We start from the raw sequence: 26,932 nt of genomic DNA, 5'->3' as shown, positions 1-26,932 counted from the left end.
AATAAACAGCAAATCGACACAAACCTCGCCGTTTGCTTGCCTGATCCCGGGTTTACCGTGGGAGGGATGGAACCTAATTGACGTCGCGACTTCGTTGGCACTCAATCCCTCCCACAACAGCATTGCTTAACTTAAGCAAACTGCCGACGCCGCGCACTTTGCCACATTCCCAAAACAAACGCGAAACACCTCCAGTTCGACCGTTGCCGCCGACGCTGTTGGCTTGACTTTTCACCATTGTGAACCAAGCTGAACAGTCAATATAACGACGTATCGGGAGAAGGTGCCAAGGCACTCAACCCCGCCCCCATTCCCGCCTACCCAGATTAAATGGCATTGCCGAATTTGAGGTAGCAATCTGAAGGCAATCATGAGCGACATACGCCCCTTTTCATCCGGCAGTCATGCCCCTCCCACGCTCTTGGTCATTGATGATGACCCATTGCAGATCACCCTGCTCAATCAAATCTTTAAGGACACCTGCCAACTGCATTTTGAGCAGGACAGTCTACAAGCCCTCGCTGTGGTCGAATCCATTGCGCCTGACCTGATCTTGCTGGATATCGAAATGCCGGGGCTGAATGGCTTTGAAGTCCATAAACTGTTGAAGCAACACCCTCAGACACGAACAATCCCGGTCATCTTTATCACGGTGCACAGCAGCCCGGAGTTTCAGGTCCGATGCCTTAACGAAGGCGCTGTGGATTTCATCATCAAGCCCTTGAACCCCAAAATAGTGGAAGCCCGCGTTCGCACACAGCTGAAGTTAAAAGAACGCGAGACAACCTTACACAACCTCTATCGCCACGCAGCCATTACTTTGGACTCGATCGGCGATGCGGTCATCTCAACCGATAAAGACGGCCGGGTGAGATACATGAACCCGGCGGCGGAACTGATTACCGGTCATACCAACATAGAGGCACAAGGGCGTTTTATCGAAGACATCATGCCGCTTCGCATCGGTCACGATGGTCCGGCTCACGTCAATCCGCTTCGATTAGCCATTAGCGAAAAACGCAACGTGGGCATGGCATTCAACTGCCAGCTCCGGAATCAACGCGGGAAGTGGATCTCAGTCGAAGACAGTGCCTCACCGCTGATATCGGATTCCGGTGACGTCATCGGCGGTGTCATCGTCTTTAAAGACATTGATGAATCCCGGGCCATGGTCCTGAAGATGACCCATTCTCTTCAGCACGATCAGCTCACCAACCTGCCTAATCGCTTTTTGTTAATGGAACACCTGACGGCCGCCATCGCGACAAACAAAGGGCAGCAAACCAAGCTGGGTCTCCTTCAACTGAATATTGATCGCTTTAAACTGATCAATGAAGAGTTCGGGTTTGCGTTTGGTGATTCGCTGTTGAAAAAGGTTGCGAATTTCCTGAAGCAACAGCTCAGTGGTGAAGAAACCCTGAGCCGGCATAATGCCGATGAGTTCGTCATCCTGGTACCAAAGCTCAATGACACGAGCGAGCTGGCCAATCTGGCCCTTCAACTCAAAGAACAGCTGGGATTGTTCAGCCAGACCCTGTCGGGCATTGTTAATCTCACAGCGTGCATCGGGTTGAGTCTTTACCCTGACGATGCCCGTGATGCTCAGTCGCTGATACTGCACGCCGACTCGGCACTGAAGCGGGCAAAAGAAAACGCCATTCATCAGGGCATCTGCTTCTACTCCGATGAAATGGCGACCCAGTTCATGACTCGCCGAAAGATTTACAAACACATCAAGGCTGCGGTATCCAACCAGAGTGTCATCACGCTCTATCAGCCCATGGTCAACAGTCAGAGCGGACGTGTGGAAGCCGTCGAAGCACTGATGCGAATAAGCGACGACGAAGGCAACATCGTGCCACCGATCGATTTTATCGCCATCGCTGAAGATACGCGGCTGATATTGCCGTTGGGTGAACAGATGATCGTTAACTCGCTGAAACAGCAACAAAAATGGCAAAAAGCCGGCCGCAACATTCGCATCTGCCTGAACATTTCACCGGTGCAGTTTCGTGAACCCGGCTTTGTAGGCTTTCTAACACAAACCCTCCAAACAATGCAGATTGACCCCAGAATGATTGAACTGGAGGTCACAGAAAGTCTGATGCTGGAGACCCATGCTCAACTTACCCGCGACATTCAAACCTTACGGGACATGGGCATCACGCTGTCCATCGATGACTTCGGCACCGGCTACTCCAGCCTGAGTTATCTGAAAGACCTGCCTGTCGATGTCCTGAAAATCGACAAGTCGTTCGTCGCCCTGGCTGAAACGACGGAGGGCGATACTGTGCTCATTAAAACCATTGCCGAACTGGCCAACAACATGGGGCTGTCTTCGGTGGCGGAAGGCGTGGAAACTGAACAGCAGGTGCATTACCTGCAAAATCTTGGCATTTCGCTGCTACAGGGCTATTACTTCTCTAAGCCACAACCCGCCGAGGACGTCTTATTTGAGTATCCACTATGAGTATGCGACTGCCTAAAGCCGTTCAAACCATCACCCTTTGGATACCATTCTTAGCCGGCCTGCTGCTGACGGGCATCGCCTGCGTTATTGCGCTGAACAGCAACGATCAGGCCATCCGGGAACACCTTGTCGAGTTGGCCGACGAAGCTGAGTCATCCATCAGCACTGAGTTTGAGCACTTCCAGTATGGATTACGTGGCGCTCGCGGCGTATTTGTCACCGCTGGCGTTGATAACGTTGATCGTGCGATGTTTGAAGACTACATCGCCAGCCGGGACCTGGAGTATGAATTTCCAGGCGCATTGGGCTTCGGTTTTATCCGGCGGGTACCGATGGAAACCGAAAGCGATTATCTGCGCAGCATCCGCAACGATGGCGCACCTAACTTTGAAATAACACAGCTGGCACCGCACGACCTCGACCGGTTTATCATCCAGTACATTTACCCGTTTGCGCCGAATCGACAAGCGCAGGGGCTGGACATCGGTTCGGAAAACAACCGTCGAGCGGCAGCCTTGGACGCGGCCCGAACCAACCAGCCGCGTTTAACCGCGCCGATTACCTTAGTGCAGGCCGACCAGAAAACCCGGCGGGGGGTACTGATCCTGTTACCGGTTTACGACGCCAACCACCCAACCAACACGCCCGATCAACGCGAGTCGGCGGTAGTCGGCTGGACCTACGCACCGTTGGTCATCGATGATGTTTTGGAAGACCTGGGTGCGCCGATGGAACAAACCACCATTGTACTGAGCCACAGTGAAGACCCTGTTCCGTTCTTCACATCCGACATCAACGCTGACATCTCAGACCGCGATATTTTTGTCAGCAGAACCATTCAGGTCCTCGGTCAACAGTGGACGCTGACGATGTACCCTAACCGCCTTGGCCTGGCCATGGCTGAACGCTGGCAAATCATGCCGGTGGCGATTATCGGACTGACCTTAACACTGGTCCTCGCCTACCTGATGGTGTTGATCCGCACCACCCTATCGGCCGATAAAACGCTCGAAGAGTCGACAAGCTCAACACTTGAATCGTTCAGTGCCTTTGTCAACGAACCGCAACTGCGATCGACATGGTCGGCATTCATCACGATCTTGTTGTTCTTTTTCCTGGGATTAAATTACTTTGTTTTCCGACAAACTACCTATGACGTCCAAACAGAGCTTAACAGTGCCTTAGATGAAAAGGTCGACCGTCTGAAAACGCTATCGAACCGATACATCAACGATGTCCAGTCAATCGCGAACACACCGCCCATTCAGCAACTGATCGCCTTGGCAAACAATGACTCACTGGATCAAACTGGACGGGCGTATCAGCAATCCAGCGAGCGACTTGAAGACATTTTTCGTTCCTACATGCTCGCAGCGCCCGAGGTGTATCAGGTCAGGCTGATTCTCGCGAAGGATCGCTGGACCGAAGCCGTAAAGGTTCAGCGAGGAAACAGCCAGCTCATCAGTCTCAGTGGCGACCAACTGCAGAGCAAACAGAGTGAACCCTATATTTCAGCAACGCTTGCTGAAGGGCCGGGTGACGTCTATGTGTCCTCAATCAATCTCAATCGTGAGTTTGGCATGGTTGAGTATCCGCACCGACCCATGTGGCGCTTCGCCACGCCTGTTGTGACAGCCGACAACCGTCCATTTGGCATTGTCATCATCAATGTCACCCCTGACAACTATCTGTCGTCCTTAAGCGAACCGACGCATAGCGACGAACGAACCTTTATCACCAATGTCAGTAACGACTTCATTCTACACCCCAGTCAATCACGCACATTCGCCTTTGAACATGGCACACCTTACCGCTGGTCCGATGAGTTTACGCCCGACAGTAATTGGGCCAGCGCGCTGAACAGCGAACTGACTCTCTATTCAAGCACCTTTGGAGACGTCTGGATGGTGTCGGAAAGCATCGATTTCGAAACGCGTGCCAATAGCAATTTCCTGACGCTCTATGTGGCCCGCGCCAGCACGCCCGTTCTGCAGACTGTGCTGATACGGGTGTTTTCAGTTTTCACCGCTTTTGCAATCGTCTCTTTCATCGGCGTTCTGTTTCAGTTCATTGTGTGGCGAAACGCCGCCCGCAAACGCATCGATACCTATCAGCAGTTTCACCAACAACAGCAGGAAAAAGACAGAAAACTGTTTAAGTCGTTGCTGGAATCAGCGCCCGACCCGACTTTCATTGTCGACGAACAGGGCATCATACAACTGGTCAATCGTCGCTCAGAACAGATGTTCGGCTATGAACGCAATGAGTTACTCGGCCAGAACATCGACACCTTGCTGCCGGAGCGTTTCAAAGCCAACCATCCCCAACAACGAGCCGCGTTCATACAAAATCCAACACGCCGACTGATGGGAGTTGGTCGGGACCTGTTTGCCCGATGCAAAGACGGAACGGAGTTCCCGGTTGAAGTCACCCTTGGCGTCGTACCCCTTGAAGACCGAACGCTGGTTTCGGCGGCATTAAGAGACATTACCGAACGCAAAAATTCTGAAGAAAAACTTCAACATGCGATCACGCAAGCCATGTCGTCGGCTGAAGCTAAAAGTGCTTTTCTGGCCAACACCAGTCATGAGATACGCACGCCGTTGAATGCCATCATTGGCTTGAGTCACCTGCTCGACCATGAAAACCTGACCGAGAATCAGCATCTACTGGTCGACAAAATACAACTATCCGGTCAATCCCTGCTCAACATCATCAATGATGTGCTGGATCTATCCAAGATCGAAGCCAACGAAGTGGACATTGAATCCACACCCGTCAACTTAAGAGAGCTGATTGAAGACACCTTAAACGTGCATCGCATGCAAGCCGACTTAAAAGGCCTGGAAGTTGCTCTCAACATTGACCCGAAGGTACCCAACTGGGTCGAAACGGACAAAACCCGGCTCAAACAGATACTCGATAATCTGTTTAGCAATGCGTTAAAGTTCACCAGCGAAGGCAGCATCTCGCTGCGATGTCATCTGGTTGAAGAAACAGATCGGGCAACGGTTCGTTTTGAAGTCATCGATACGGGGATCGGCATTTCTGAAAAGGCTCAACAGCAGCTTTTTGAGCCCTTTACGCAGGCCGATGTCTCGACTACACGAAAGTACGGTGGTACGGGCCTTGGTTTGTCCATCATTTTAAAACTGGTTTATTTGATGGAAGGCCGACTGGGCTTGGAAAGTGAGGAGGGTCAGGGGAGCCGTTTTTGGTTTGAACTGCCCTTTAAAACCTTATCTGACAACGAACTGGACAACCTATCTGAGTCTGCCGGCACCCTGTTTATCATGATTGCCGAAGACAGCAAAGACGATGCACAGCAATTGCAGAAAATTACGCGGGCGTTGGGTTGGCGCAGCAGTGTGGTGAACAACGGTGTCGATATGCTGGCGGACATTCGGCTGCGTGCCGAGCAGAACCTTCGCCTGCCCGACGCCGTGTTAGTTGACTGGAACATGCCCGAGTTGGATGGTTTCGAGACCATCCGTAAGATGCGCGAAATGATCAGCAAGGCTGACTTGCCAGCCGTGATTATGGTCTCTGCCTATGAGCAACTCGACCCGGAGAACCCAACGGACGAAAAGTTGATCGACGCCTTTCTTCAGAAGCCCATTGAACCGTCGGCGCTATTCAATGTGGTTAACACCGCCGTCACGGACCGTACCGGCAACGCTGAAAAGGTACTAAAGTCTACCAAAACAGACCTGTTAGCCGGGAAGTGGTTAGAAAACTATTCCATTCTTGTCGTCGAAGACAGCCCGATCAACCAGCTGGTCGTATCGCAGATACTGTCCAGAAATGGCGCATCCGTTGTTGTTAAAGACAACGGTGAAGACGCGATCGATTACCTGTCGAATCATCCGGAAGCGTTCGATGCCATTTTAATGGACGTTCAAATGCCCGGTATTGATGGTCTGGAAACTACACAGCGGATCCGTAACCACCTGAACATGACCGACATTCCCATTATTGCCTTAACCGCCGGTGCGTTAGTCGAAGAACGAAAAAAAGCGCTGGACGCTGGGATGAATGATTTTCTGACCAAGCCCATTGAACCGGAGCGGCTCATCCAAACCCTGAGACACCATGTCGGCGACAAACAAACCCCTGACATCGCGGATGCTCAGGTCCAAGGCGTTGCTGAAGCAGACGATGATAACTGGCCCGTCATCGAGGGTTTAGATATGACACAGGCCAAAACGTTGTTGATGGACAGCCCGTCTCTTTTCCGCATGACGCTCACCAACTTGGTTGAAGAGCACCAGAACTTGAGCTCACCGCCAGACCCGTCGATCGATGAGCCCTCACACGCCGATGCCAGAAAGGCACTTGCCGGACAAGTTCACAAACTGAAAAGTGTTTCCGGCATGGTGGGTGCCCAAACCATTCAGGCCATAGCGACCAAAACTGAAACCGCCTTACGAGATGAAAGTGAGCCGGCATTGCCATTGCTGACGGAGTTATCGGAACAACTCCATAGATTGATTAACCACAGTGCCCCGTTTCTCAACGACGTATCAGCCGATTACAACCAAACTCTGTCCGAGGCTCAGAAAGAAAACTCAGGCCAACCCGTCGATTTAACAGCGCTCATCGACAAACTTAACGACCGTGATTTGTCGGTACTGAATGATATTGATGCGTATGATGAGCCCTTGCGTAGCCTGATCGGTTCAGAGAACATGACCACACTGCGCGCTCACTTAGGGCGATTGGCGTTTCAGGATATTATTCAGATGCTGCAACCCTATCAGACTGTCGAGGACCGCTGAATGAACAACACCCTCCCCGCGTCTTCTGAAATCTTAATCGTCGACGACGATCCTTCTGTAGTCATGTCTCTGTATCAGGTGATGAGCGATATCGGGCGGGTTCGATTTGCGGAAACGGCTGAACAAACCTTCAGCATGATTTCAGAAAAGCACCCGGACCTGATTCTGCTCGACATTGAACTGCCGGATGCCAATGGGTTGGATGTCTGTACCAAGCTGAAAGCCATGCCATCCACGCAGGACATCCCCGTGTTGGTGATTACTAGCCATGCCGACGTCGGCTTTGAGGAGTCGGTGTTTGAGGTCGGTGCCGGCGACTATATCCATAAACCGCTGAACCCCAGAGTGCTGGCGGCTCGTGCCAAAACCCATTTAGCCTATTACCATGCGTTGAAGTTGCTCGACAAACAGGCGCGCACGGATCAGTTAACAAAACTGGCTAACCGATGGGTCTTTGATGATCAGCTGACGTCTGAGTTGGGACGTGCCAATCGTCAAAAGAACCCGATTTCCCTCATCATGCTGGACATCGACAACTTTAAAGCCTTTAACGATCAATTTGGACATATCGAAGGTGATAAATGTCTGCAAGCCGTCAGTACCGTGTTCAGTGATGCCATTCTTCGATCCGGAGATCTGGTGGCGCGTTATGGCGGAGAAGAGTTTGCCGTGCTGCTACCGGAAACGGATGCACTCGGTGTACAGAAAGTCGCGGAACGTATCCGAGCCAACGTGGAAGCCTTAGCGATTCCGCATGCTGATGACGCCACTTTTCCGGTGGTCACTGTCTCGGTAGGTTGCTGCACCTCTGCAACCGGTTCTGTAATCGATGCTGCATCGGCGCTGCAGATTGCGGATCAGGCGCTTTACCAATCCAAACATGAAGGCAAGAACTGCGTGAATTTTTTACTGGTCGAATAGTCTCGTCAACTAGACAGCACAGAACTTGGCGCCGGTGCAGCCGGGGCGTGTGTTTCGGTTTGGTTAATCAGCGCTTAAACCGTCCCTGCCATTCGATGCTCCGACCCTTGTCACATGTGTGTTTTTGCTCAACTTAGAGCGGTTCACGGTGACGTGCGGATAAACGACTCACAAAGATACCGGTCAGAATCAGGCACAAGCCGGTCACGATGTTGGCGGTGATCGCTTCCTGAAAAATCAACGCGCCAAACAGCACTCCAAATACAGGCACCAGGTATCCGACTTGCGACACGAACGTATATCCCACGGTTTTAATGAGATGAAAGCGAATCAGGAAAGCCAGCCCGGTTGGGATCAGCCCGAGGTAGATCAGCGCCAGCAGGGGCCTGCTCAACCCGGTTGCGGCCAGATCGGTCACCGGGGTTTCCAGAATCAGGCTCGCCGGCAGCGTCATCAGAGCGGCGCTGCTCAACACACAGGCGGTAAAGACGGAACTGCTTACGTTCAGAACACGTTTGGCGATGGCTCCGGAAATGGCGTACGACGTGGCCGCGCCAATAATCGCCAACTGCGGCAACCATTCGGCGGCACCGGCACTGAATGAGTCCAGGCCAATGACCAGCAACACCCCGACAAACCCCATGACAAAGCCAAGGAGCTTGAAGCGATTCAGGCGCTCATCGGTGGTTGTGAAATGGGCAATGGCCAGCGCGATCAGCGGCCCGGTGGCCATAAAAATCGCCGTACGGCCGGAATCGAGGCTCTGCTCGCCCCACGGAATCAGGAAGAACGGAATGGCGCAGTTAAACAACCCCACAATGGCCAGCATGCCCAACACCCGACCGTTTCGTGGTAACCGATGCCCACGCGCCCGGGCGTAAAGCAGCATCATGACCGCGGCAAGGCCAATGCGCCCGGCCGCGACAGTCATGGGTCCGAACCCTTCCAACGCAAACTTAATGGCTTGGAATGACGAGCCCCAGATTGCCCCCTGAAAGAACAACAAAGCGTAGGACGAGGGTGTGGCGTTGGTCATGGCGTCGTTTCCGTGCAGAAGGGATCGCGCATGATGACCGATTGCACCCTCGTTTGTCAGCCTGGCCGACGCATTTGTAAAGACTTCTGAGTTTTATTCGCATTTCGATTCCAGATAATTATACTTTCAGAAATTTCTGAAAATTCAGAATGTCAATGATTCTGATCAAACGACTGGAGAAAACCGGATGCAAATGTCCGCCGAAACCGAAACCTTTGTGGTCCACTTTGGTGAGATGGCCAGCCGCTGGGGGTTCAACCGAACTGTCGGCCAGATGCTGGCACTGATCGTCCTCAGTGAGAAGCCACTGAACGCCGATGACATCGCCCAGGGGCTGAACGTCTCCCGCGGTAACGTCAGCATGGCCGCCAAAGAGCTGCAGAGCTGGCGCCTGATCCGCGTGCACCGCGAACCCGGCGATCGCAAAGACTATCTTGTTGCCAATGGCTCCATCTGGGAGCTGGCGCAACAGGTGATGGCCGAGCGCAAAAAACGCGAAGTCGACCCGACCCTGTCGGTGGTGCGCGGTCTGCTGATGGATTTTGACGACAGTGACCACTCACATGCCCGCGCCCAGATGCAGGAAATGAACGACCTTCTGGAGCTGTTCACCCATTGGTTTGATGACGTGCAGAACATGAAACCGGATCACTTGAAAGCCTTGATGAAGATGGGCGCCGGCGTGGGCCGGGTACTGGAAATGACCAGCCGTTTGAAGCCGGGTAAAAAAGACGAGGAGGCCTGAAATGGACGCACTCGCTCAAACGCTGATGCTGTCGCGCATTCAGTTCGCCGCCAACATCAGTTTTCACATTCTGTTTCCGACCATCACCATCGCCCTCGGCTGGATGCTGCTGTATTTCAAAATCCGCTTCGACATCAGCAAGCACCCGGTCTGGCTGCGCGTTTACTGCTTTTGGGTCAAGGTGTTTGCGCTCTCGTTTGCACTGGGCGTGGTCAGCGGCATCACCATGAGTTTTCAGTTCGGCACCAACTGGCCGGGCTTTATGGAAACGGTAGGCAACATTGCCGGACCATTGCTCGGTTACGAAGTGCTGACCGCCTTCTTTATGGAAGCCACCTTCCTCGGCATCATGCTGTTTGGCATGCAACGGGTGCCTAACTGGGTGCACACCGGCGCCACCGCGCTCGTCGCCATCGGCACGACGCTATCGGCGTTCTGGATTCTGGTGCTCAACAGCTGGATGCATACGCCCGCGGGCTACGAACTGATTATTGGGGTGGCGCATGTTACCTCCTGGAAAGAAGTGATTTTTAACCCTTCCATGCCCTATCGGTTGTCACACATGCTGCTGGCCTCGGCGCTGACAGCCTCGTTCCTGGTGGCCGGCCTGTCGGCGTATCGCATCCTGAAGGGCGACAAAAAAGCCGCGCCGCGTTACGCCCTGACCACCGGCCTGTTCGCCGCTGCGATCATCATGCCGATTCAGGCATTCGTGGGGGATTTGCACGGCTTGAACACATTGGAACATCAGCCGCAGAAAATCGCCGCAATGGAAGGCATCTGGGAAACCGAAACCGGCGCGCCACTGCTGCTGTTTGCCTGGCCCGATGAAGACGCCCGTGACAATCATTGGGAAGTCGGCATTCCCTATCTGGCGAGTCTCATACTGACACACGACACCCAGGGCGAACTGATCGGGTTGAATGACTTTGACGCACACCCGCCCGTTAAGCCGCTGTTCTTCGGGTTCCGTTTGATGGTGGGTATGGGCCTGCTCATGCTGGCTGTCAGTTGGGTGAGCGTTTACTTCATTGTCCGCCGCCATGAGATGCCCACCTGGTTGCTGCGCGTGGTGACCGGAATGACGTTTTCCGGTTGGATTGCCTCACTGGCCGGCTGGTATGTCACCGAAATCGGACGACAGCCCTGGCTGGTGTCTGGCGTACTGCGCACGACCGATGCGGTCACCACCGTCCCCGGCACACAGGTCGGCGTGTCACTGGCCCTGTACTTATCGCTCTACGCCTTTCTGTTATTTGCCTACATCCAGACGCTGTTTTATCTGGCGCGTAAATCATCGCGGGTCGAGGAGTTTACCGACGCTCCGGCACGCCCCAGTCGTCTGAAGTTTCTCAAAGGAGCCAACGCATGATTGATGCACATCTGCCGGAAATATTTCTGACCCTGATGGGCCTTGCCGTGCTGCTTTATGCCATTCTCGATGGTTACGACCTCGGTGTCGGTATGCTCATGCCGTTCCACCATGAAGCGCACCGCGATGTGATGATTTCGTCCATCGGGCCGTTCTGGGACGCCAATGAAACCTGGTTGGTGCTGGCGGTCGGCCTGTTACTGATCGCATTTCCATTTGCCAACTCAGTGGTGTTCAGCGCGCTGTACTTCCCAACCTTTTTGCTGTTGCTGGGCCTCATTTTGCGCGGCGTGTCGTTCGACTTTCGCGCGAAAGCACATGCACAGCACAAAGACCGTTGGGATCTGTTGTTTCGCTTGGGCTCATGGCTGGCAGCGCTGTCACAGGGTTACATGCTCGGACGCTGGGTCCTGGGTTTTGAACCCGGGCTTTTTGCGCACGGGTTTGCCGTGCTCAGTGCTCTGTGTGTCAGCGCTGCCTATGCCTACATCGGCGGTGCCTGGTTGGTGATGAAAACCGAAGGCGAGGTGCAACGTCATGCCGCTGCAGCCGGTCGTCGCGCGGGGTGGCTGGCGGCACTGGGTATGGTTGCCATCAGCGTCATCAATCCGTTGCTCAGTCAATCGGTCGCCGAGCGCTGGCTGAGTGTGCCGGAGGTGTTTCTGCTCGCGCCCGTGCCGTTGATGTGTTTGCTGATTCTGGTGGCGGTGGATCGCTATCTCGCGCATGTCCCAACGCAGAACGACATCGGCAACTGGTTTCCGTTTGTCGCGGTCACGCTGTTGTTTGTGCTGAACTTTCTCGGACTCGCGTACAGTTATTTCCCTGACGTGATTCCCGGCGTCATGACCGCCGCAGAAGGTGCCAGCAGCCCGGCCGCGTTGAAAATCATTCTACTCGGCACCGTTTTTGTGTTGCCGTTTATTCTCGCCTATACCGCGCTGGCGTATTACATCTTCCGTGGTAAAACGCGGGAACTGACCTATAACTGACGCTCACCAATAATGCCCTGCAGGAAACAATCGCCCCTGCAGGGCATGACTGATTCGTCTCAGGTAAAGATAAACGCCAACCTCCGTACAAAGTTGCCATCCTGTCCATCCGGCTTTATACCCCACGCGTACTTTTTACACCCTAACTCACCAATTTACGGTCATAACCATCTATGATGGTTGTGGGTACACAAAAGGAAACGAGGTCTGACATGGTAACGTTTATTTTATTCCTCCTGACTCTGGCCGGACTCTTCTGGGTCATGCGCCAGGAACTCGGTTCACTCGCCGCCGTCGGTGTTCTGTTGCTGTTCGGTGCGCTGTCGATGGAATTAGCATCGGCTGTTTATGGTGTCCTGCTGATCCTCGGTGCCATTGCGACACTGGTCATTGGATTCGGCCCCATTCGCCGCTTATGGCTGTCTCAGAAAGTCTTCGACATCTTTAAGAAAATTGCACCGAAAGTGTCACAAACCGAACAGGTGGCACTCGATGCCGGCACCGTCGGCTGGGACGGCGAACTGTTCACCGGCCGTCCGGATTACAACAAACTGCTGGCCAACAAACACACCGGCCTGACTGACGAAGAGCAGGCGTTTATCGATAACCAGTGTGTTGATGTACTGTCTCAATGCAACGGCTGGGATGTCGCCGTTGAACGCGCCGACCTGCCGCCAACCGTCTGGGAATCACTGAAGAAAGAAGGTTTCTTCGGCATGATCATTCCGAAACAGTACGGTGGCCTAGAATTTTCCGCGAAAGCGCAATCGGCGGTGTTGCAAAAGCTGGCGTCGAACGAAACATTGATGGTCACTGTCGGTGTGCCGAACTCACTCGGCCCGGGTGAGCTGTTGTTGAAGTACGGTACCGACGAACAGAAAAATCATTATCTGCCACGTCTGGCCGACGGTCGTGAAATTCCCTGCTTTGGCTTGACCGGCCCACGAGCCGGTTCCGATGCCACGTCGCTGCCCGATACCGGCATCGTCTGCAAAGGCGAGTTCAACGGCAAAGAAGTGATCGGTATTAAACTAAACTTTGAAAAGCGCTGGATTACTCTGGCACCGATTGCCACCGTCGTTGGTCTGGCGTTCCGTATGTTTGACCCGGACAACCTGCTCGGCAAAGGCACCGATCGCGGCATCACCTGTGCGTTGATTCCTCGCGACACAGACGGGATGGAAATCGGCCGTCGTCACTGCCCGATTGGCAGCCCGTTCCTGAACGGCCCCATCAAAGGCAAAGACGTATTTATCCCGCTCGACTACATCATCGGTGGCGAAGAGATGGCCGGCGAAGGCTGGCGCATGCTGGTTGAATGCCTATCCGTCGGTCGCTGCATTACCCTGCCTTCCGGCGCGGCCGGTGCCGGTGCTTATGCATTGGCAACCTCGGGCGGCTTTACCCGGGTGCGTCGTCAGTTCAATACGCCGGTTGCCGAAATGGAAGGCGTACAGGCACCGCTGGCACGCATGGCGGCATACACCTACATCGCACAGGCGGCCGTACAGCAAACCGCAAACATGGTTGACGATGGTCAGAAACCATCCGTTCCGTCCGCCATTCTGAAATACCACCTGACGGAAATGCAGCGCGCCATATTGAGCGATGCCATGGATGTACACGGCGGTAAAACCGTGACGCTCGGTCCGAAAAACTATCTCGGTATTGGTTACAGCAGTTCGGCAGTCTCGATTACCGTTGAGGGCGCGAACATCATGACACGCTCGTTGATGATCTTCGGTCAGGGCGCGATCCGTTGCCATCCTTATGTGTTGAAAGAGCTGGCCGCGAAAAACAACGACGATGCCAATGCCTTTGATAAAGCGGTGTTCGCTCATGTCGGTTTAGTCATCGGTAACGCCAGCCGGGCCTTCACTCAGGGGCTGGGTATCGGTAAAGCCTCGGTACCTTTCGATGGTCCGGCAAAACGATACGCGCAAGCCTTGTCTCGTTTCAGTTCGGCCTTCGGTTTGTGCAGCGATGCCGCCATGGCAACACTCGGTGGTGAACTGAAAATGCGCGAACTGATTTCGGCACGTTTGGGTGACATGCTGTCGAATCTGTATCTCGCGTCGATGGTTCTCAAGCGCTGGGAAGAATCTGAAAAAGTTGAAGGTGAACAGCATGTAATGGAGTACAGCCTGCAATTGCTGTTGCATCGTACTGAAGCGGCGTTGTCGGAATTTCTCGACAACCTGCCGGCCCGTCCGGTCGCCATGGCACTGCGCGTGGTGACTCTGCCATTAGGTCGACGCTGGAAAATGCCGGACGATCGGGCGACCCGACACCTGGCGAAAACGGTCTCGACCGATTCAAGTTTACGACGTCATCTGATCGAAACGATCTGGAACGACGAAAAAGATGGCGGAGTCGAAAACCCGGTCGCACAGTACAATGCCCTGCTGAAAGATTACGAAAAAGCCGAACCGCTCTATCGTAAAATTGCCAAGGCGTACGCGAAAGGTGAGCTGCCTGAGCAGGCACTGCATCCGGAAGAACGCTTCGTGGCGGCCAAAGACGCCGATGTGATCAGTGATGAAGAATTTGAGTTCATGACGAAGTATGAAGCGAAAGTTCTGAACATGCTGATGGTCGATGATTTTGCGTTCGACGAGTTTGCTAAAAACAAAGACACGCTGATCGAACACAACGACGATCAAGCCGCGTAAACGCTAAAAGCGCCAGTGAAGCACGCCCCGCACTCCATGAGTCCGGGGCGTTTTTTTTGGTTTGAGTGTTAGTTCAGCGCGTCTTGAATCGCGGTCTTCAATGGTGTTGATGGCCGACCGATCAGCGTCTCCAGATCCTTCGATTCACTGGCAAGCCAACCGTCCGCGGCACCGGCTTCCGAATCCGCCAGAATGGCCGCGAATTCGGCAGGCAGACCCACCTGCGCCAGCAGACCAGCAAAATCCGCCTCTGGCATATTCTGGTAAGTCAGCGGCTTGCCGCTCAGTTCACTGCCCAGTTGTGCAAACTGCGCCAGGGTAAAGCCCTCAGTGCCCGCCAACTCGTATACGGTGCCGCTGGTGTTGTCTTCGCGCGTCAGTACGGCGACGGCGGCTTCGGCATAGTCCTGACGGGTGGCGGCATTAAAGACCCCTTCACCGGCCGCACCGGCCATGGCGCCCTGCTCCAGGCTGCCGGCCAGACCCATGGTGTAGTTTTCGGTATACCAGCCGTTGCGCAGGATAACGTGCGGCACGCCAGACGCCTTTAACGCGGCTTCGGTTTGCCGGTGCTCTTCGGCCAGTTTCAGCGGGGATTTATCCGCCGATAAAATGCTGGTGTAAACCAACAGCTCAACGCCTTGGGCCTTAGCGGCATCGATCACCGCCTGATGCTGACGTGTCCGTTGGCCGATTTCACTGCCGGAAATCAGCAAAAGGCGATCAACACCGGCCAGTGCACTGGTCAGTGTGTCGGGTTGGTCGTAGTCGGCTTTGCGAACATCAACTCCGCGTCCCGCCAGGTCCGCCGCCTTATCCGGGCTACGGACTAAGGCCACCAATTGTTCGGCAGGAACCGTTGTTAACAATTGATTCATAACTTTCTGGCCCAGTTGGCCGGTTGCACCTGTGACAGCAATCATCGGTTTTTCCTCATTCGGTTAATGACGGAACCAGTGTAGGCTTCTACAATTGTAATCAGTAGACGACCAATAACGAATGGAATGATCTGATTTTGAGTACAATAGACCTGAACGACCTGAAACTGCTGGGCATCTATTGCGCAGTTGTGGACAGTGGCAGCTTCGCTGGGGCGGCCCGTCAACTCAACAGCAGCCGCTCGCGCATCAGTGAGCAGGTCAGCCAACTGGAATCGCGGCTGGAGGTGCGGCTGTTGCAACGCTCAACCCGACGCCTGACCACGACCACCGAGGGGCGCAAAATCTACGAGCAGGCACGCGTGTTGCCACAACTGCTGAGTCGGGTTGAAGCCATTGCCGGTGCGGACACCCCAAGCGGGCGGGTTTCCATGACCATGACGCACGACTTTGCTCATCGTTTTATTCTGCCTGTGCTGCCACGCTTTACGCAGCAGCACCCGGACATCGAGCTGGACTTTATACTCGACGACCAGCCATTAGACCTGGTTGAACAACAAATTGATTTGGCTTTACGCGTCAGCTTACCCAAAGACGACTCCGTCGTTGCCCGCGTGATGCATCAGGAATCGTTCGGTTTATTTGCGAGCCGTAAGTACATTGAGCAGTTTGGTATGCCACGGTCTCCGGAAGAGCTAAATCAGCATCGCTGGGTCATGACCAAGCAGGTGCCCCGCGCCGCGCTGCCTTTCCATTTCAAAGATCATCGACTGGTGATTCAACCAGAACGCGCGCATCGCTGTAACTCACCGCACCTGATGATCCAAATGGTCTTAGCCGGTGTGGGCATCGCGTCGCTGTTGCCCACCACGGTGAAAGCGGAAGTTGCCAGCGGCGAGCTCATTCCCATTTTCCCTGAGCTGAAAACGGACCCGGTGAACTATTATCTGGTTTACCCGTCACGGCGACACATCCCCCTGCGCACCCGCACAGTCATCGATTTTCTGCTGCAAGCAAACCTGTTCAGCGATTTGACCTCGTCATCTGCTCTGGCACCATCAACGTAGTCATTTGCTGACTCATAAAAAAGGACCACTCTATGAACGTTGCAGAACTGATCGTACAAGTCCTTAAAGAACAGGGCGTCCGCCATCTCTTCGGCATCCCCGGAGACGCCATTAACGATCTGATGGAAGCCGTTCGCCAGACTGAGGGCATTGAGTTTATTCAGGTCAAACACGAAGAAGCCGGTGCCCTCGCCGCCTCCATTCAAGCCAAGCTGACTGGCGAGCTGACCGCCTGTGTCGGCACCAGCGGCCCGGGGGCCATTCATCTGCTGAACGGGCTTTACGATGCAAAGATGGATCACGCATCGGTGATCGCCATTACCGGCCAGGTGGAAACTCAGTACTTGGGTACAAGCTATCATCAGGAAGTGGACTTGCAGCGCCTGTTTTCCGACGTGGCTGTTTACAGCCAGACCATCAGTACCGAACAGCAGGTTCCGGACGTTATACTCGAAGGTTGTCGGGCCGCGTTAAGTCATCATGGCGTCGCCCACATTAACTTGCCCAGCGACATTGCACAGAAAAAAGCACACCTGCCCTATAACAAACTCTCCGATGTACAGTTCAACGCCCGCATTGCGCCCTCCATGGCCGACTGCAAAGACGCCACTCAACTGATCGATGACAGCGAACGCATTTGCATTCTTGCAGGCATCGGCACCGCCGACGCGCGTGACGAACTTATTGCGCTTTCCGATCATTTGAAAGCGCCCATCGTACGAACGCTGCGAGCCAAAGACGTGATCGATGACGACCATCCGAACTGCATCGGCGGCCTGGGCTTACTCGGCGGTAAACCGGCCATGGATGCCTTTAAACAGTGCGATTTGCTGCTGATGATCGGAACCGACTTTCCTTACAAAGCCTTTTACCCGCAAGACGCGAAGGTAATCCAGATTGATCGTGACGCGACACAGATCGGTAAACGCCATCCGGTCGATATCGGTTTAGTCGGTCAGGCGAAACCGGCCATGAGCCAGTTACTCGAGCATACCCAACCGAAATCATCCGGTTTTCTGGAAAAAGCCCAACAGAGCATGGCGAAATGGCGGGACGCACAGGAAAAAATCGAACACGCGGACGAACAACCCATCCGACCGCAGAGCCTGATTCAGAGCCTGGCTAATGTTGCCCCGGACGACGCCATCTTTGTCTGCGATACCGGCACGGTTAACGCCTGGACCGCGCGCCACCTGACCGTGAAACCCGGACAGCGATTCACCTTATCGTCGGCGCTGGGCACCATGGGTGTCGCCTTACCCGGAGCCATCGGCGCTAAGTTGGCGTTTCCCGACAAACCCGTGGTTGCGCTGGCGGGTGACGGCGGCTTTGCCATGACCATGACCGATCTGGTCACGGCGGTGCACTACCAGTTGCCAATGGTCATCGTGATTCTTAACAATGAAAAACTCGGGTTCATCAAACTGGAACAAGAAGCCGCCGGCTTACCGGCCTTTGGTATCGACCTGCACAACGCCGACTTTGTTGCCATCGCCAAAGCCTGCGGCGCGGACGGTCAGCGCGTCGACCACATTGACGCACTCGACGGCGTCTTCACTCAGGCCATGGCCAGTGCAAAACCCTTTGTCATTGATGCTCAGGTGAATGCCGATGAGCTGGTGATGCCACCGGTTATCGAACCGGCCCAAGCGCTGAACTTCATGAAAGCCAAAGTGAAGGAGTGGCTTGACTGAAACAGTCGCCACGGAATCATAGACTTTTCGTTATTAGGGGGCGCTTTCTCCAGTTTTGCCGAAATGCAGCCCTCTGTTCGAAGGCGTTAAAAGTCTGCTGTATGGTGAAAGCGGCTGTAAGGACGGTGTTTTAGATTGAAATGATATACCTGATAACAGACCTTTGAACGTCGTTGTTAAGTGTTTGTAGTATAGATCGCCCAAATACCACAGAACTCAGCATGCCCGTCCTCTTTAAAATCTTTCCTAAGGTAATTTCTGATTTTGAGTGCTTCAGAAAAATCACCTATCAGTCCGTTTTTACACAACGAAGTATCAATTACATCGTTGTTGTTTCCCCAGTTAGTTAAAAGTGATACTTGGCAATACTCGTCTAATATATCAAACCCGAGTAACTCAGTTGTTTCTTTCGGTGGCGTTTCCAATTCAATTTCAACACCGACTAGATCAGAATTTTTGAAACGAGAATGGACTTTAGCTGCATATTCGAGATTCGTAATTAAGTTTAGCTTATAGTCCTCGTTGACACAGTTATCCCAGTCTTCATCAGATTTAGGTTCAAAAAGGTCTGGCCGTAGCAAAGCGTCCACAGACTCAAAGGAAGAGAATTCAAAGTTCCTCCACTCTTTGTATGAGGACCAATCCGAACCAAAATCTAACCCGAATTTTTTCACAACCTTGTAGTACATAATAACACTTAACGTTTGTAGCAGTTGCGCGGTCTTTTTCGCGTCGACTGCCTGCATTTGTTAATGGTTGCTGTAGTCCAGAGATAAGTTAATGCCATTGAATTGGCCCACTGAACTGTCGTACATCAAAACCATTCCATATAGTTTTCTAGTATCACCCAGTTTCCAACCAGATAACATTAGCTTTTGCACTGGGCTTCCGAGTTTAGGCACATACAATTCTATTATAGCGATATCTTTTTGAAAGAAGATGTTTTCTCCAGAAAATACAAATGCTTCACCGTTTCCTCGTTTAAAAGACCCTGAAAAGTCATCCGCTATAATTAGTAGTGCTGTTGTACTCTCATTAGAAGCTTTCCATTCACCAATGAAATCGGTCTTTTCCAAAGATTCTGAAAATGCAAATGACGAGAGGAGAGTAAAAATCAGTAGAATCGTATTCTTCATGAGACCATTAACAGTTTCTTATGCCGCTACCGCGGTTTTTTATGGAGCGGCATATACAGAGCGCCATTTCTGGCCCAAACCGTCTAAAGCCTTCATAGTCATCCTTCAAGAGGCTATTGTCAATTTGATTGGCCTGAAAACGCCGCGTGTGCGGTTTTCTTCTGAATACTACTGCGCCTGAGAGTACCTATTATCGGTGCTTACTCGTATTTTTTAATGAGAAAAGCTCTTATAGGATTCTATGCTTTACGGCACGTGCGGTAATTCATGGATATTCCCCACGAATAACCGCGCTAACTTAAGGAACTGTGACTGAACTGCTATTAACAGAGAGATGGTATCGACAGGTAATTCTTTGTGCATTTTTAAATGTATTACAAAGCTGACAAAAAGTTCAATTTTCGAAAACTCTGAAATCGTCAACAATAACGTCCGCTTTAGCGCTTATTGCGAATCGATCACGATTAACTCCAATATCTGCTTCCTCATTAAAACAGGCAAATTAAACCAAACACCCAACAGCCGCTCTATGCTTTAAGCAGTCAACATAGGGTGGTCGGGTACTCATAATTTGTCCGTTTTGGACAACTTGTAATTTCAAGACCAACAAGCTGGCAGGACGCCGCTGCGACTGGAACAGACCTTGCTGAATGAACCGTATCACGCAACAAGGAGCCTCCAATGTCGGCCTCGACCGGTGCCGTATTGCTGCACGCTAAACAACTGGAGATTGCAGACCTGAAAGCCTTGCACACCCGCGCCATGCTCGCGGGCATGGCCGGTCATCTCATTCATTGCCTGCAGAGTGAACGAGGCGCCAGCAGTATTTACATTGCCTCGCGCGGCACCCGGTTTCAGCACAATAGAGAACAGCTGATCGGTGAGTCACGAACCATTGCCAACCTGCTAATCTCAACCTTAGAAACAGTGCTCTCTGAGCCAGCACTGGCCAACCGGAAGATCGCCAACCAACTGGCCTGGGTCATTCTAGGCTTAGAAGCCATGGAACCCTTTCGCGCCGATGTCACCGCGTTGAAGGTTAAGGGCGACGCCTCTGTAACAACCTACAGCCAGTTAATCAGCGTACTCATCAACCTCATATTTGAGCTGGCCGATACGTCCGTGCACCCCACCATCAGTAAGTTGCTGGTCAGTCTGTTCAGCCTGGTTGAGGGCAAAGAACTGGCGGGGCAGGAACGGGCTGTCGGGGCTCTGGCGTTTGCCGGCGGCGGTTGCAAAGCCGAGCATCAGGCCAAGTTAACTCATCTAAAGGAGAACCAGGAACGCAACTTTGCCACCTTTGTTGACTTTTGCGAGCACGATATTGGTGCAATGATTCAACAGCTTGATGCATTACAGAGCAATGCGACATTTAAGGCGATGCGCCAGGAGTTCTATTCGCTGACCCCCGACACTCATTTAGACCCAGATCGCAGTGGCGACTGGTTTGATTGCTGCAGCGACCGTATTTCCAAACTCTGGACCATTCAACAGACGCTGGTTGAGCGCATTCAACAGCTTTGCACGGAGTTTATCGACGACGCCACAAAGAAACTTGAAAACTCCGAGGAACTGATCCAGCAGTTCATGAACACCAAGAATCAACCGCCCGTTGAGCCAATGGAGTTTTTTCAGCAGCAATCGCTGGCGCATGAGAACAGTAACTTTCGCTTGAACGTCAGTCAGAAGGCGACACAGAGTGCCCACCCGTTGTATGACCTCGTGCAACAGCAATCGCAACAATTGGCGCAAGCTGAATCGGATCTGCAAACGGCTCAGCAGATGCTGGAGGATCGCAAACTGATCGAACGGGCTAAGGGGGTGCTGATGGCTAAGATGGACATCAGCGAAGAAGCGGCTCATCGCGAACTGCGCAGCTCCGCGATGCGGCACAATCAACGTCTGGTGGAGATTGCCGACACCATCCTGAACATCGACCACTGGGGCTGAGTAGCGAAAGCTAGCAGCCTGTGAGGTCAGAACAAGGCGGGAAATCGCAGGTATAGTGGGGCTGTGTCAAGATTTCCCAACGACGTTATAGCCTCAGTGGCGTCGAGCTGTGTGACTAAACTTCCCGCATGGTCCACTACCGCAAGCAGGCCAACAACTCAGTTTCCAATGTTGGGTCGACCTGGAGTGCGATGACTTCGATGCGGCTTTCGCTGTACTCATCCAACGCCATCTGCTGCACGTTGTCTTCCGACTTGTTCACGCTGAAAATGCCTCGCTCGGTAATAAAAACGGCTTTGAGGCGCTCGACATCGGCTTGGGCAATAAAGCCCTGCACCCGTTCATAATCGAACAGTTTCTCTGGCGTAATTCGCCACCCCAAACTGACATATCCTTCGCCCTCATTCGCCGCTTTAATCACCCCCGACGCCGGAAACCGTTTTTCGGCAGCGAGTGGCTGATCGGATGGGTGATGATGGTGATGCGTCGATGCGGTGACGTCGGCAGAATCACTCTCACCCAAAAGGAGATCCACATCGATTCGCCCTTGCTCAACAAAGCGGACTTCGGTTCCTGGTCGCGCCTGATCTGCCACATATTCAACCAACCGCGTGAATTCCTCCGGCGCGTACAAATCCGTTTTATTCCCGACGACGAGGTCAGCAATGGCAATCTGCTGATTAAAGGTCTCATGTCGGGTATAGCGTTCATCCGTCAGTTTACGGGCATCGACCAGCGTCACGGTTTTTTGCAGGCTCAATACCGACCGATAGTGTTCACCGGTCAGCACCGATAAGACTTCCTTTGGATGCCCAAGCCCGGTCGGCTCAATCAATAATCGATCGGGTCGGGCCTGTTTCAGAAGCTCATTCAGCGCCACCTGCATGGGCACGCCAGCCGCACAGCACATACAACCACCGGGCACTTCCCGAATAAAAACGCCTTGCGCGTTGGTGGGTTGCGAGTCAATAAGCGCGCCATCCACTCCGATTTCGCCAAACTCATTCACCAGAATGGCCCAGCGCTCATGCGCGGGTTTATGTTTCAACAAGTTAAGGATAGCCGAGGTTTTCCCGACGCCCAGAAAGCCGGTAATGATATTGGTTGGAACCGATGTTAATGAAGCTGAAGAAGTTGCCATACGTCTGCCCTGAAGCCATTAAAATAACGAAACCATAGTGTTATAAACCTCAGACCATCGTGCTTCGTTTGAGACCATATCAGTGGCCTGCTAAAACAGCGCTTTCCGCGTCACCTGAGTTTGGATTGACAGTCAAAACAAACGCAACTGATTTCCAATTGCGGTGCTTCCATTTTAAATCCAGCGGCGGCAGAGACCGCTTTCAAATCCGCCATGGCTGTATCGCTCAAGATCACTTCCTTCACCCGGTAGCAGTGCGAACAGATTAAAAACTGCGGCGCGTGGTGAGAACCACAGCCGGCGATGTGTGCACAAGCGACATACTTATTGGCCAATTTTAGCTTATGAGCCAGCTGCTCCTGTTCAAGAAATTCAAGCATTCGATAAATCGACGTCGGCGGCAGTCGCTCGTGATGCTTTTGATAATAGCAGTCAATCAGTTCGTAGGCGGACACCGCTTTCTCCTGTTCAAGCAAGATGACCAGTAACTGCCGCCGTTTTATTGTCAAACGTCGACCAGAGACCTGGCACTGGTGCTCAGCCACGCGGACATCCTTATGAATATCCGGTCTTGACGACGCCGACGGAATGCTCATGATGCCTCATCCGATTCCGTAAAATCGAACGTCAACAACAACCGCGGCTCGCCGTCGGCCACAGCAGGCGACCGATGCACGATGCCCCGCCCTTCGTTTCCGATCCAACGTTCGCCTTTGAGCAGCGCAACATCGCCGGCGACGAGCTTTTGTATGTCATGATGTTGACCATACAGACCAGATTGATCATCCGGGATGCCGGCACTTGCGCGGCCCAATCGTCTACGATCGACGGCCCAGTTCTCTAGCCATTCCGATCCGACGCCCTGATACGTTGTGACCAAGCGTGCAGGCACATGATCGACATGAAATTTCGGGCACATGGCTCGGTCTAACTTGGTGAGTCGCAGGGCGACCACATCCAGATCGAACAGGCAGCAATACATATCGACGAGATTGCCGATGTCTCTTGCTAACCGGTGCGCTGGCGCATCGCCACCGAGTTCTTTGGTTAAGGTGTCCACGCAGTTGGACACCGATACGGTACAGGCCAGATTGAGCGTTGACGTTGACGTCAATATAGTCGAAACGGCGCGGACCAGTTCCGGATGGAGCGAACGCTCCCAAATCGCTATGTTGATCTCGTCCTGATAAATATCGGCCAGCGTCATTGGACTCTGACCACGGCTGAACGAAAGCGATTGAGTGAATGGTTGTGCGGTCATTGCGCGGCCTCCCACGCTGGAAACGGATCGGGCAATGTCTTCCAAACCTCTTTCCCCTGCAGCACTTCTTCCTCAGTCAGCAGGCACTGATCGAGCGCGGCCACCATGGCGTCTTTGTCCAAACCCTGGCCGATAAAAACCAGTTCCTGACGCATATCACCAAACGGCTCAACCCAGTGCTCACGGATGGCGTTAAGGTACTCGGGATCGTCTGGCCATCGATCTTTCGGTACGGCCTTCCAAAATAATCCGGCAAATCCATAATGCGCGATCCCACCCGCCTGGCTCCATTGCCCGGCAAATTCCGGGCGGGTTGCCAACCAGAAGAAACCTTTCGAGCGAATCAGTTTCCCATACGGTGACGTCCCATGCAGAAAGTCAAAAAACTTTTGCGGGTGAAACGGTCGTCGCGCCACATAACTGAAACTGCCGATGCCATATTCTTCCGTTTCCGGAACATGTTCGCCACGCAGCTCCTTCAGCCACCCTGGGGCCAACTGTGCTTTGTTGAAGTCGAAACGCCCAGTGTTTAAAACCTCGTTGATCGGCACCGCTCCATGGGTGATGGGCAAAATACTCGCCTCGGTATTCAGCGAGCGCAGAATCGCGGTCAGTTTGTCGATGTCGGCTTCCGACACCAAATCGGCTTTGCTGATCAGCAGGATATCGGCAAACTCGACCTGATCCACCAGCAGATCCGCCACACTGCGATGATCCTCGTCGCCCAACGATTCATCGGTTTCCTGCAGCGATTTCGCCTGCTCGTAATCGGTCATGAAATTTACGGCATCGACCACCGTGACCATCGTATCGAGTGTAGCAACATCGGATAGTGACACGCCGTCTTCATCGGCAAAGGTGAAGGTTTCCGCGACCGGCAACGGCTCAGATATCCCCGTTGACTCAATGACCAGATAGTCGAAGCGACCATCTTCGGCGAGCTTGCGGACTTCTAACAACAGGTCTTCGCGCAAAGTGCAGCAAATGCAGCCATTACTCATTTCGACCAGCTTTTCCTCGTGCCGGTTTAACGAAACATCGTTCTGCACAATTGCCGAATCAATATTAATTTCACTCATGTCATTGACGATGACAGCGACGCGCTTGCCTTCGCGATTGTTCAGAATGTGACTGAGTACCGTCGTCTTTCCGGCACCCAGAAACCCCGACAGTACCGTCACGGGTATTTTTTTATCAGCCATGTCTCTCTCCAGTGTTGAGTGGTTGGGCTTGCCGGTCTTTTTGCCGACTTTTCAGAATCCAATCAATGGCAGGACGCATCGCATTGATCAGTAAAAACAGCAGGGTCGCGGTACAGACAATGGTGGGGCCGGTCGGCGTATCGAACTGATACGAAGCGATCAATCCAAGCCCGCTGGCGCTGCCGCCAATGACCGCCGAAAGCATCGCCATGGTCTCGGGTGTTCGGCTTAAGGGTCGCGCGCCCGCTGCCGGAATAATCAACATCGCGACAATCAATAAGACACCCACAATCTTAATGGCAACCGCCACGACCACAGCCAACGACAGCGTTAGGATCAATTGTTCTCGTTTTGGGTCGATACCGCTAGCAATAGCAAGATCCGGATTCAGCGTCACCAGTAAGAGATTTGACCATCGGTAGGCCAACATCCCGACAACAAGAAAGGCACCCACCCAGATCGTGAGCAAGTCGGTTTGGCTCACGGCCAAAATGTCACCAAATAAATAGGCCATCAGATCAATGCGGATACCCGACACGAAGGAAACCGCTACCAACCCAATGGCCAAAGCGGAATGCGACAGCACCCCTAACAACGTATCCATTGCCCAACCCCGGTTGGATAAAGCCAGCGATAACAGCGCCATCAGCGAGGCCGTCAGCAGCACACTCAACGTTAATGGAAGCGAAAAAATGAGCGACAACGCTACCCCAAGGATCGAGGCATGGGCGGTGGCGTCACCTAAATACGCCATTCGCCGCCAAATCACGAAACACCCAAGCGGTGCGGCCGTCAGGTTAACCCCTAACCCGGCCAGGGCGGCTCGAATCAGAAAATCATCCAGCACGTTGTGTCTCCTGTGCCGCTACGGCATCCGGCTGATGGTGATACAAGGCCAAATGCGCATCGCCGAGCCCAAAGAGACGCTGATACTCCTGTGAGGAACTCCGTGATCGGGCTTGCCTTGGCAACAGATGTGTGTGTTCAGACAAATCACCCGATCAGTCTGCCGCATGACAACATTGAGATCGTGACTGACCATCAGAACCGCGCAATTCGTATCACGTCGAATCGCGGCGATCTGATGATAGAAATCCGCAATGCCAACGTGGTCTAAACGTTGGGTGGCTTCATCGAGCAGCAGCAGATTGGGTTTATCCATCATCGCGCGCGCCAGTTGCACGCGCTGAAACTGCCCACCGGACAGGCCTTGAATCGACTGCTTTTCTATACCCGGCACACCTGCGGCCGTCAGCGCCTGAGCGATGCTCGATGCGGTTTTCTTTTTGGGTAAACTGAGAAAACGCGCCACCGTCATCGGCAACATAGGCTCAACATGCAGCTTTTGGGGAACATAGGCGAGTCGAAGCCCTTGATCTTTTAACACCCGACCCTGGCTGGGTGTCAGGGCTCCAATCAGCGTTTTCAGCAGCGAGGTTTTACCGGACCCGTTCGGTCCGACCAGCGTGACAATTTCACCCGCTTCAACGCCCATACTGATATCACGTAGTACTTCGCGCCCGGAAATTTGGGCACTCAACCCCTCAACACGGATTAACAATGGTCATTCTCCAACGGCGCTCGCAAATTATATTTGTTATGATACATCATATCATT

20 protein-coding genes are annotated in these 26,932 nt (G+C 53.1%); 11 read left to right on the top strand and 9 right to left on the bottom strand.

From position 1 onward, the window contains the following. Positions 1-370: 370 nt before the first annotated feature. From MED297_RS01910 to MED297_RS01900, 3 genes are read left to right on the top strand one after another with little or no spacing between them, the layout of a single operon-like run. A complete protein-coding gene (locus tag MED297_RS01910; protein ID WP_008041852.1) occupies positions 371-2,470 on the top strand; it encodes a two-component system response regulator in 2,100 nt (699 codons plus the stop codon). Next, a complete protein-coding gene (locus MED297_RS01905; RefSeq protein ID WP_008041849.1) occupies positions 2,467-7,248 on the top strand; it encodes a CHASE domain-containing protein in 4,782 nt (1,593 codons plus the stop codon). Before MED297_RS01910 ends, MED297_RS01905 begins: the two co-directional genes overlap by 4 nt. Beyond that, positions 7,249-8,169 (top strand): diguanylate cyclase domain-containing protein, encoded by a 921-nt coding sequence (locus tag MED297_RS01900; RefSeq protein ID WP_008041843.1) that lies wholly within the window; start codon positions 7,249-7,251, stop codon positions 8,167-8,169. 133 nt (positions 8,170-8,302) lie between these two features. On the opposite strand, the gene MED297_RS01895 is transcribed toward MED297_RS01900, so the two are convergent. Continuing rightward, positions 8,303-9,205 (bottom strand): DMT family transporter, encoded by a 903-nt coding sequence (locus tag MED297_RS01895; protein WP_008041842.1) that lies wholly within the window; start codon positions 9,203-9,205, stop codon positions 8,303-8,305. A 187-nt stretch (positions 9,206-9,392) separates the two neighbouring features. Here MED297_RS01895 and MED297_RS01890 point away from each other — a divergent pair, with 187 nt between their 5' ends. From MED297_RS01890 to MED297_RS01875, 4 genes are all read left to right on the top strand, one after another. Continuing rightward, complete coding sequence (locus tag MED297_RS01890; RefSeq protein WP_008041841.1) at positions 9,393-9,950, top strand: GbsR/MarR family transcriptional regulator; 558 nt, start codon at positions 9,393-9,395, stop codon at positions 9,948-9,950. 1 nt (position 9,951) lies between these two features. Beyond that, positions 9,952-11,322: a cytochrome ubiquinol oxidase subunit I gene (locus tag MED297_RS01885; RefSeq protein WP_008041840.1), complete on the top strand. Its 1,371-nt coding sequence runs from the start codon at positions 9,952-9,954 to the stop codon at positions 11,320-11,322. Further along, positions 11,319-12,314 (top strand): cytochrome d ubiquinol oxidase subunit II, encoded by a 996-nt coding sequence (locus tag MED297_RS01880; protein WP_008041836.1) that lies wholly within the window; start codon positions 11,319-11,321, stop codon positions 12,312-12,314. The genes MED297_RS01885 and MED297_RS01880 overlap by 4 nt, the downstream gene beginning before the upstream one ends. Before the next feature lie 212 nt (positions 12,315-12,526). Next, complete coding sequence (locus tag MED297_RS01875) at positions 12,527-14,986, top strand: acyl-CoA dehydrogenase (protein WP_008041834.1); 2,460 nt, start codon at positions 12,527-12,529, stop codon at positions 14,984-14,986. Positions 14,987-15,054: 68 nt separating this feature from the next. Here the strand turns inward: MED297_RS01875 and MED297_RS01870 are convergent, their stop codons facing one another. Further along, positions 15,055-15,909, bottom strand: a complete 855-nt coding sequence (locus MED297_RS01870) for an SDR family oxidoreductase (RefSeq protein WP_008041828.1) — start codon at positions 15,907-15,909, stop codon at positions 15,055-15,057. 92 nt (positions 15,910-16,001) lie between these two features. Between MED297_RS01870 and MED297_RS01865 the strand changes: the two genes are divergently transcribed. Both MED297_RS01865 and MED297_RS01860 read left to right on the top strand, forming a co-directional pair. Then, positions 16,002-16,931: a LysR family transcriptional regulator gene (locus MED297_RS01865; RefSeq protein ID WP_008041826.1), complete on the top strand. Its 930-nt coding sequence runs from the start codon at positions 16,002-16,004 to the stop codon at positions 16,929-16,931. Between the two features lie 32 nt (positions 16,932-16,963). Beyond that, the gene (locus tag MED297_RS01860; protein ID WP_008041825.1) at positions 16,964-18,625 is read left to right on the top strand and encodes a thiamine pyrophosphate-dependent enzyme; all 1,662 of its coding nucleotides are present in this window, start codon (positions 16,964-16,966) and stop codon (positions 18,623-18,625) included. Between the two features lie 176 nt (positions 18,626-18,801). On the opposite strand, the gene MED297_RS01855 is transcribed toward MED297_RS01860, so the two are convergent. Beyond that, on the bottom strand, positions 18,802-19,314 hold the full coding sequence (locus MED297_RS01855) for a hypothetical protein (RefSeq protein WP_154650817.1): 513 nt from the start codon (positions 19,312-19,314) through the stop codon (positions 18,802-18,804). 250 nt (positions 19,315-19,564) lie between these two features. Between MED297_RS01855 and MED297_RS21995 the strand changes: the two genes are divergently transcribed. Further along, the gene (locus MED297_RS21995; protein WP_154650816.1) at positions 19,565-19,942 is read left to right on the top strand and encodes a hypothetical protein; all 378 of its coding nucleotides are present in this window, start codon (positions 19,565-19,567) and stop codon (positions 19,940-19,942) included. Positions 19,943-20,442: 500 nt separating this feature from the next. Next, positions 20,443-21,711 (top strand): nitrate- and nitrite sensing domain-containing protein, encoded by a 1,269-nt coding sequence (locus MED297_RS01845; RefSeq protein ID WP_008041815.1) that lies wholly within the window; start codon positions 20,443-20,445, stop codon positions 21,709-21,711. A 136-nt stretch (positions 21,712-21,847) separates the two neighbouring features. Here MED297_RS01845 and MED297_RS01840 read toward each other — a convergent pair whose 3' ends face one another. The 6 genes from MED297_RS01840 to MED297_RS01815 all read right to left on the bottom strand — a co-directional run bounded on the left by MED297_RS01840 (position 21,848) and on the right by MED297_RS01815 (position 26,876). Beyond that, positions 21,848-22,852: a CobW family GTP-binding protein gene (locus MED297_RS01840; RefSeq protein WP_008041813.1), complete on the bottom strand. Its 1,005-nt coding sequence runs from the start codon at positions 22,850-22,852 to the stop codon at positions 21,848-21,850. A 110-nt stretch (positions 22,853-22,962) separates the two neighbouring features. Then, positions 22,963-23,448, bottom strand: a complete 486-nt coding sequence (locus MED297_RS01835) for a Fur family transcriptional regulator (RefSeq protein WP_008041810.1) — start codon at positions 23,446-23,448, stop codon at positions 22,963-22,965. Further along, entirely contained in the window at positions 23,445-24,113 is a 669-nt protein-coding gene (locus tag MED297_RS01830; protein WP_008041808.1) for a DUF1826 domain-containing protein, read from the bottom strand. The genes MED297_RS01835 and MED297_RS01830 overlap by 4 nt, the downstream gene beginning before the upstream one ends. Next, entirely contained in the window at positions 24,110-25,315 is a 1,206-nt protein-coding gene (zigA, locus tag MED297_RS01825; protein WP_008041807.1) for a zinc metallochaperone GTPase ZigA, read from the bottom strand. The genes MED297_RS01830 and zigA overlap by 4 nt, the downstream gene beginning before the upstream one ends. Further along, a complete protein-coding gene (locus tag MED297_RS01820) occupies positions 25,308-26,162 on the bottom strand; it encodes a metal ABC transporter permease (RefSeq protein ID WP_008041806.1) in 855 nt (284 codons plus the stop codon). Before MED297_RS01820 ends, zigA begins: the two co-directional genes overlap by 8 nt. Before the next feature lie 18 nt (positions 26,163-26,180). Then, positions 26,181-26,876 carry a metal ABC transporter ATP-binding protein gene (locus MED297_RS01815; RefSeq protein ID WP_237613400.1) on the bottom strand — a complete coding sequence of 232 codons (696 nt, stop codon included), beginning with the start codon at positions 26,874-26,876 and terminating at the stop codon, positions 26,181-26,183. Positions 26,877-26,932 lie beyond the last annotated feature (56 nt).

Origin of the sequence: Reinekea blandensis MED297 (assembly GCF_000153185.1) — a bacterium.
GTDB classification, from domain to species: Bacteria; Pseudomonadota; Gammaproteobacteria; order Pseudomonadales; family Natronospirillaceae; genus Reinekea; species Reinekea blandensis.
This window is presented reverse-complemented; position numbering and strand designations above follow the sequence as displayed.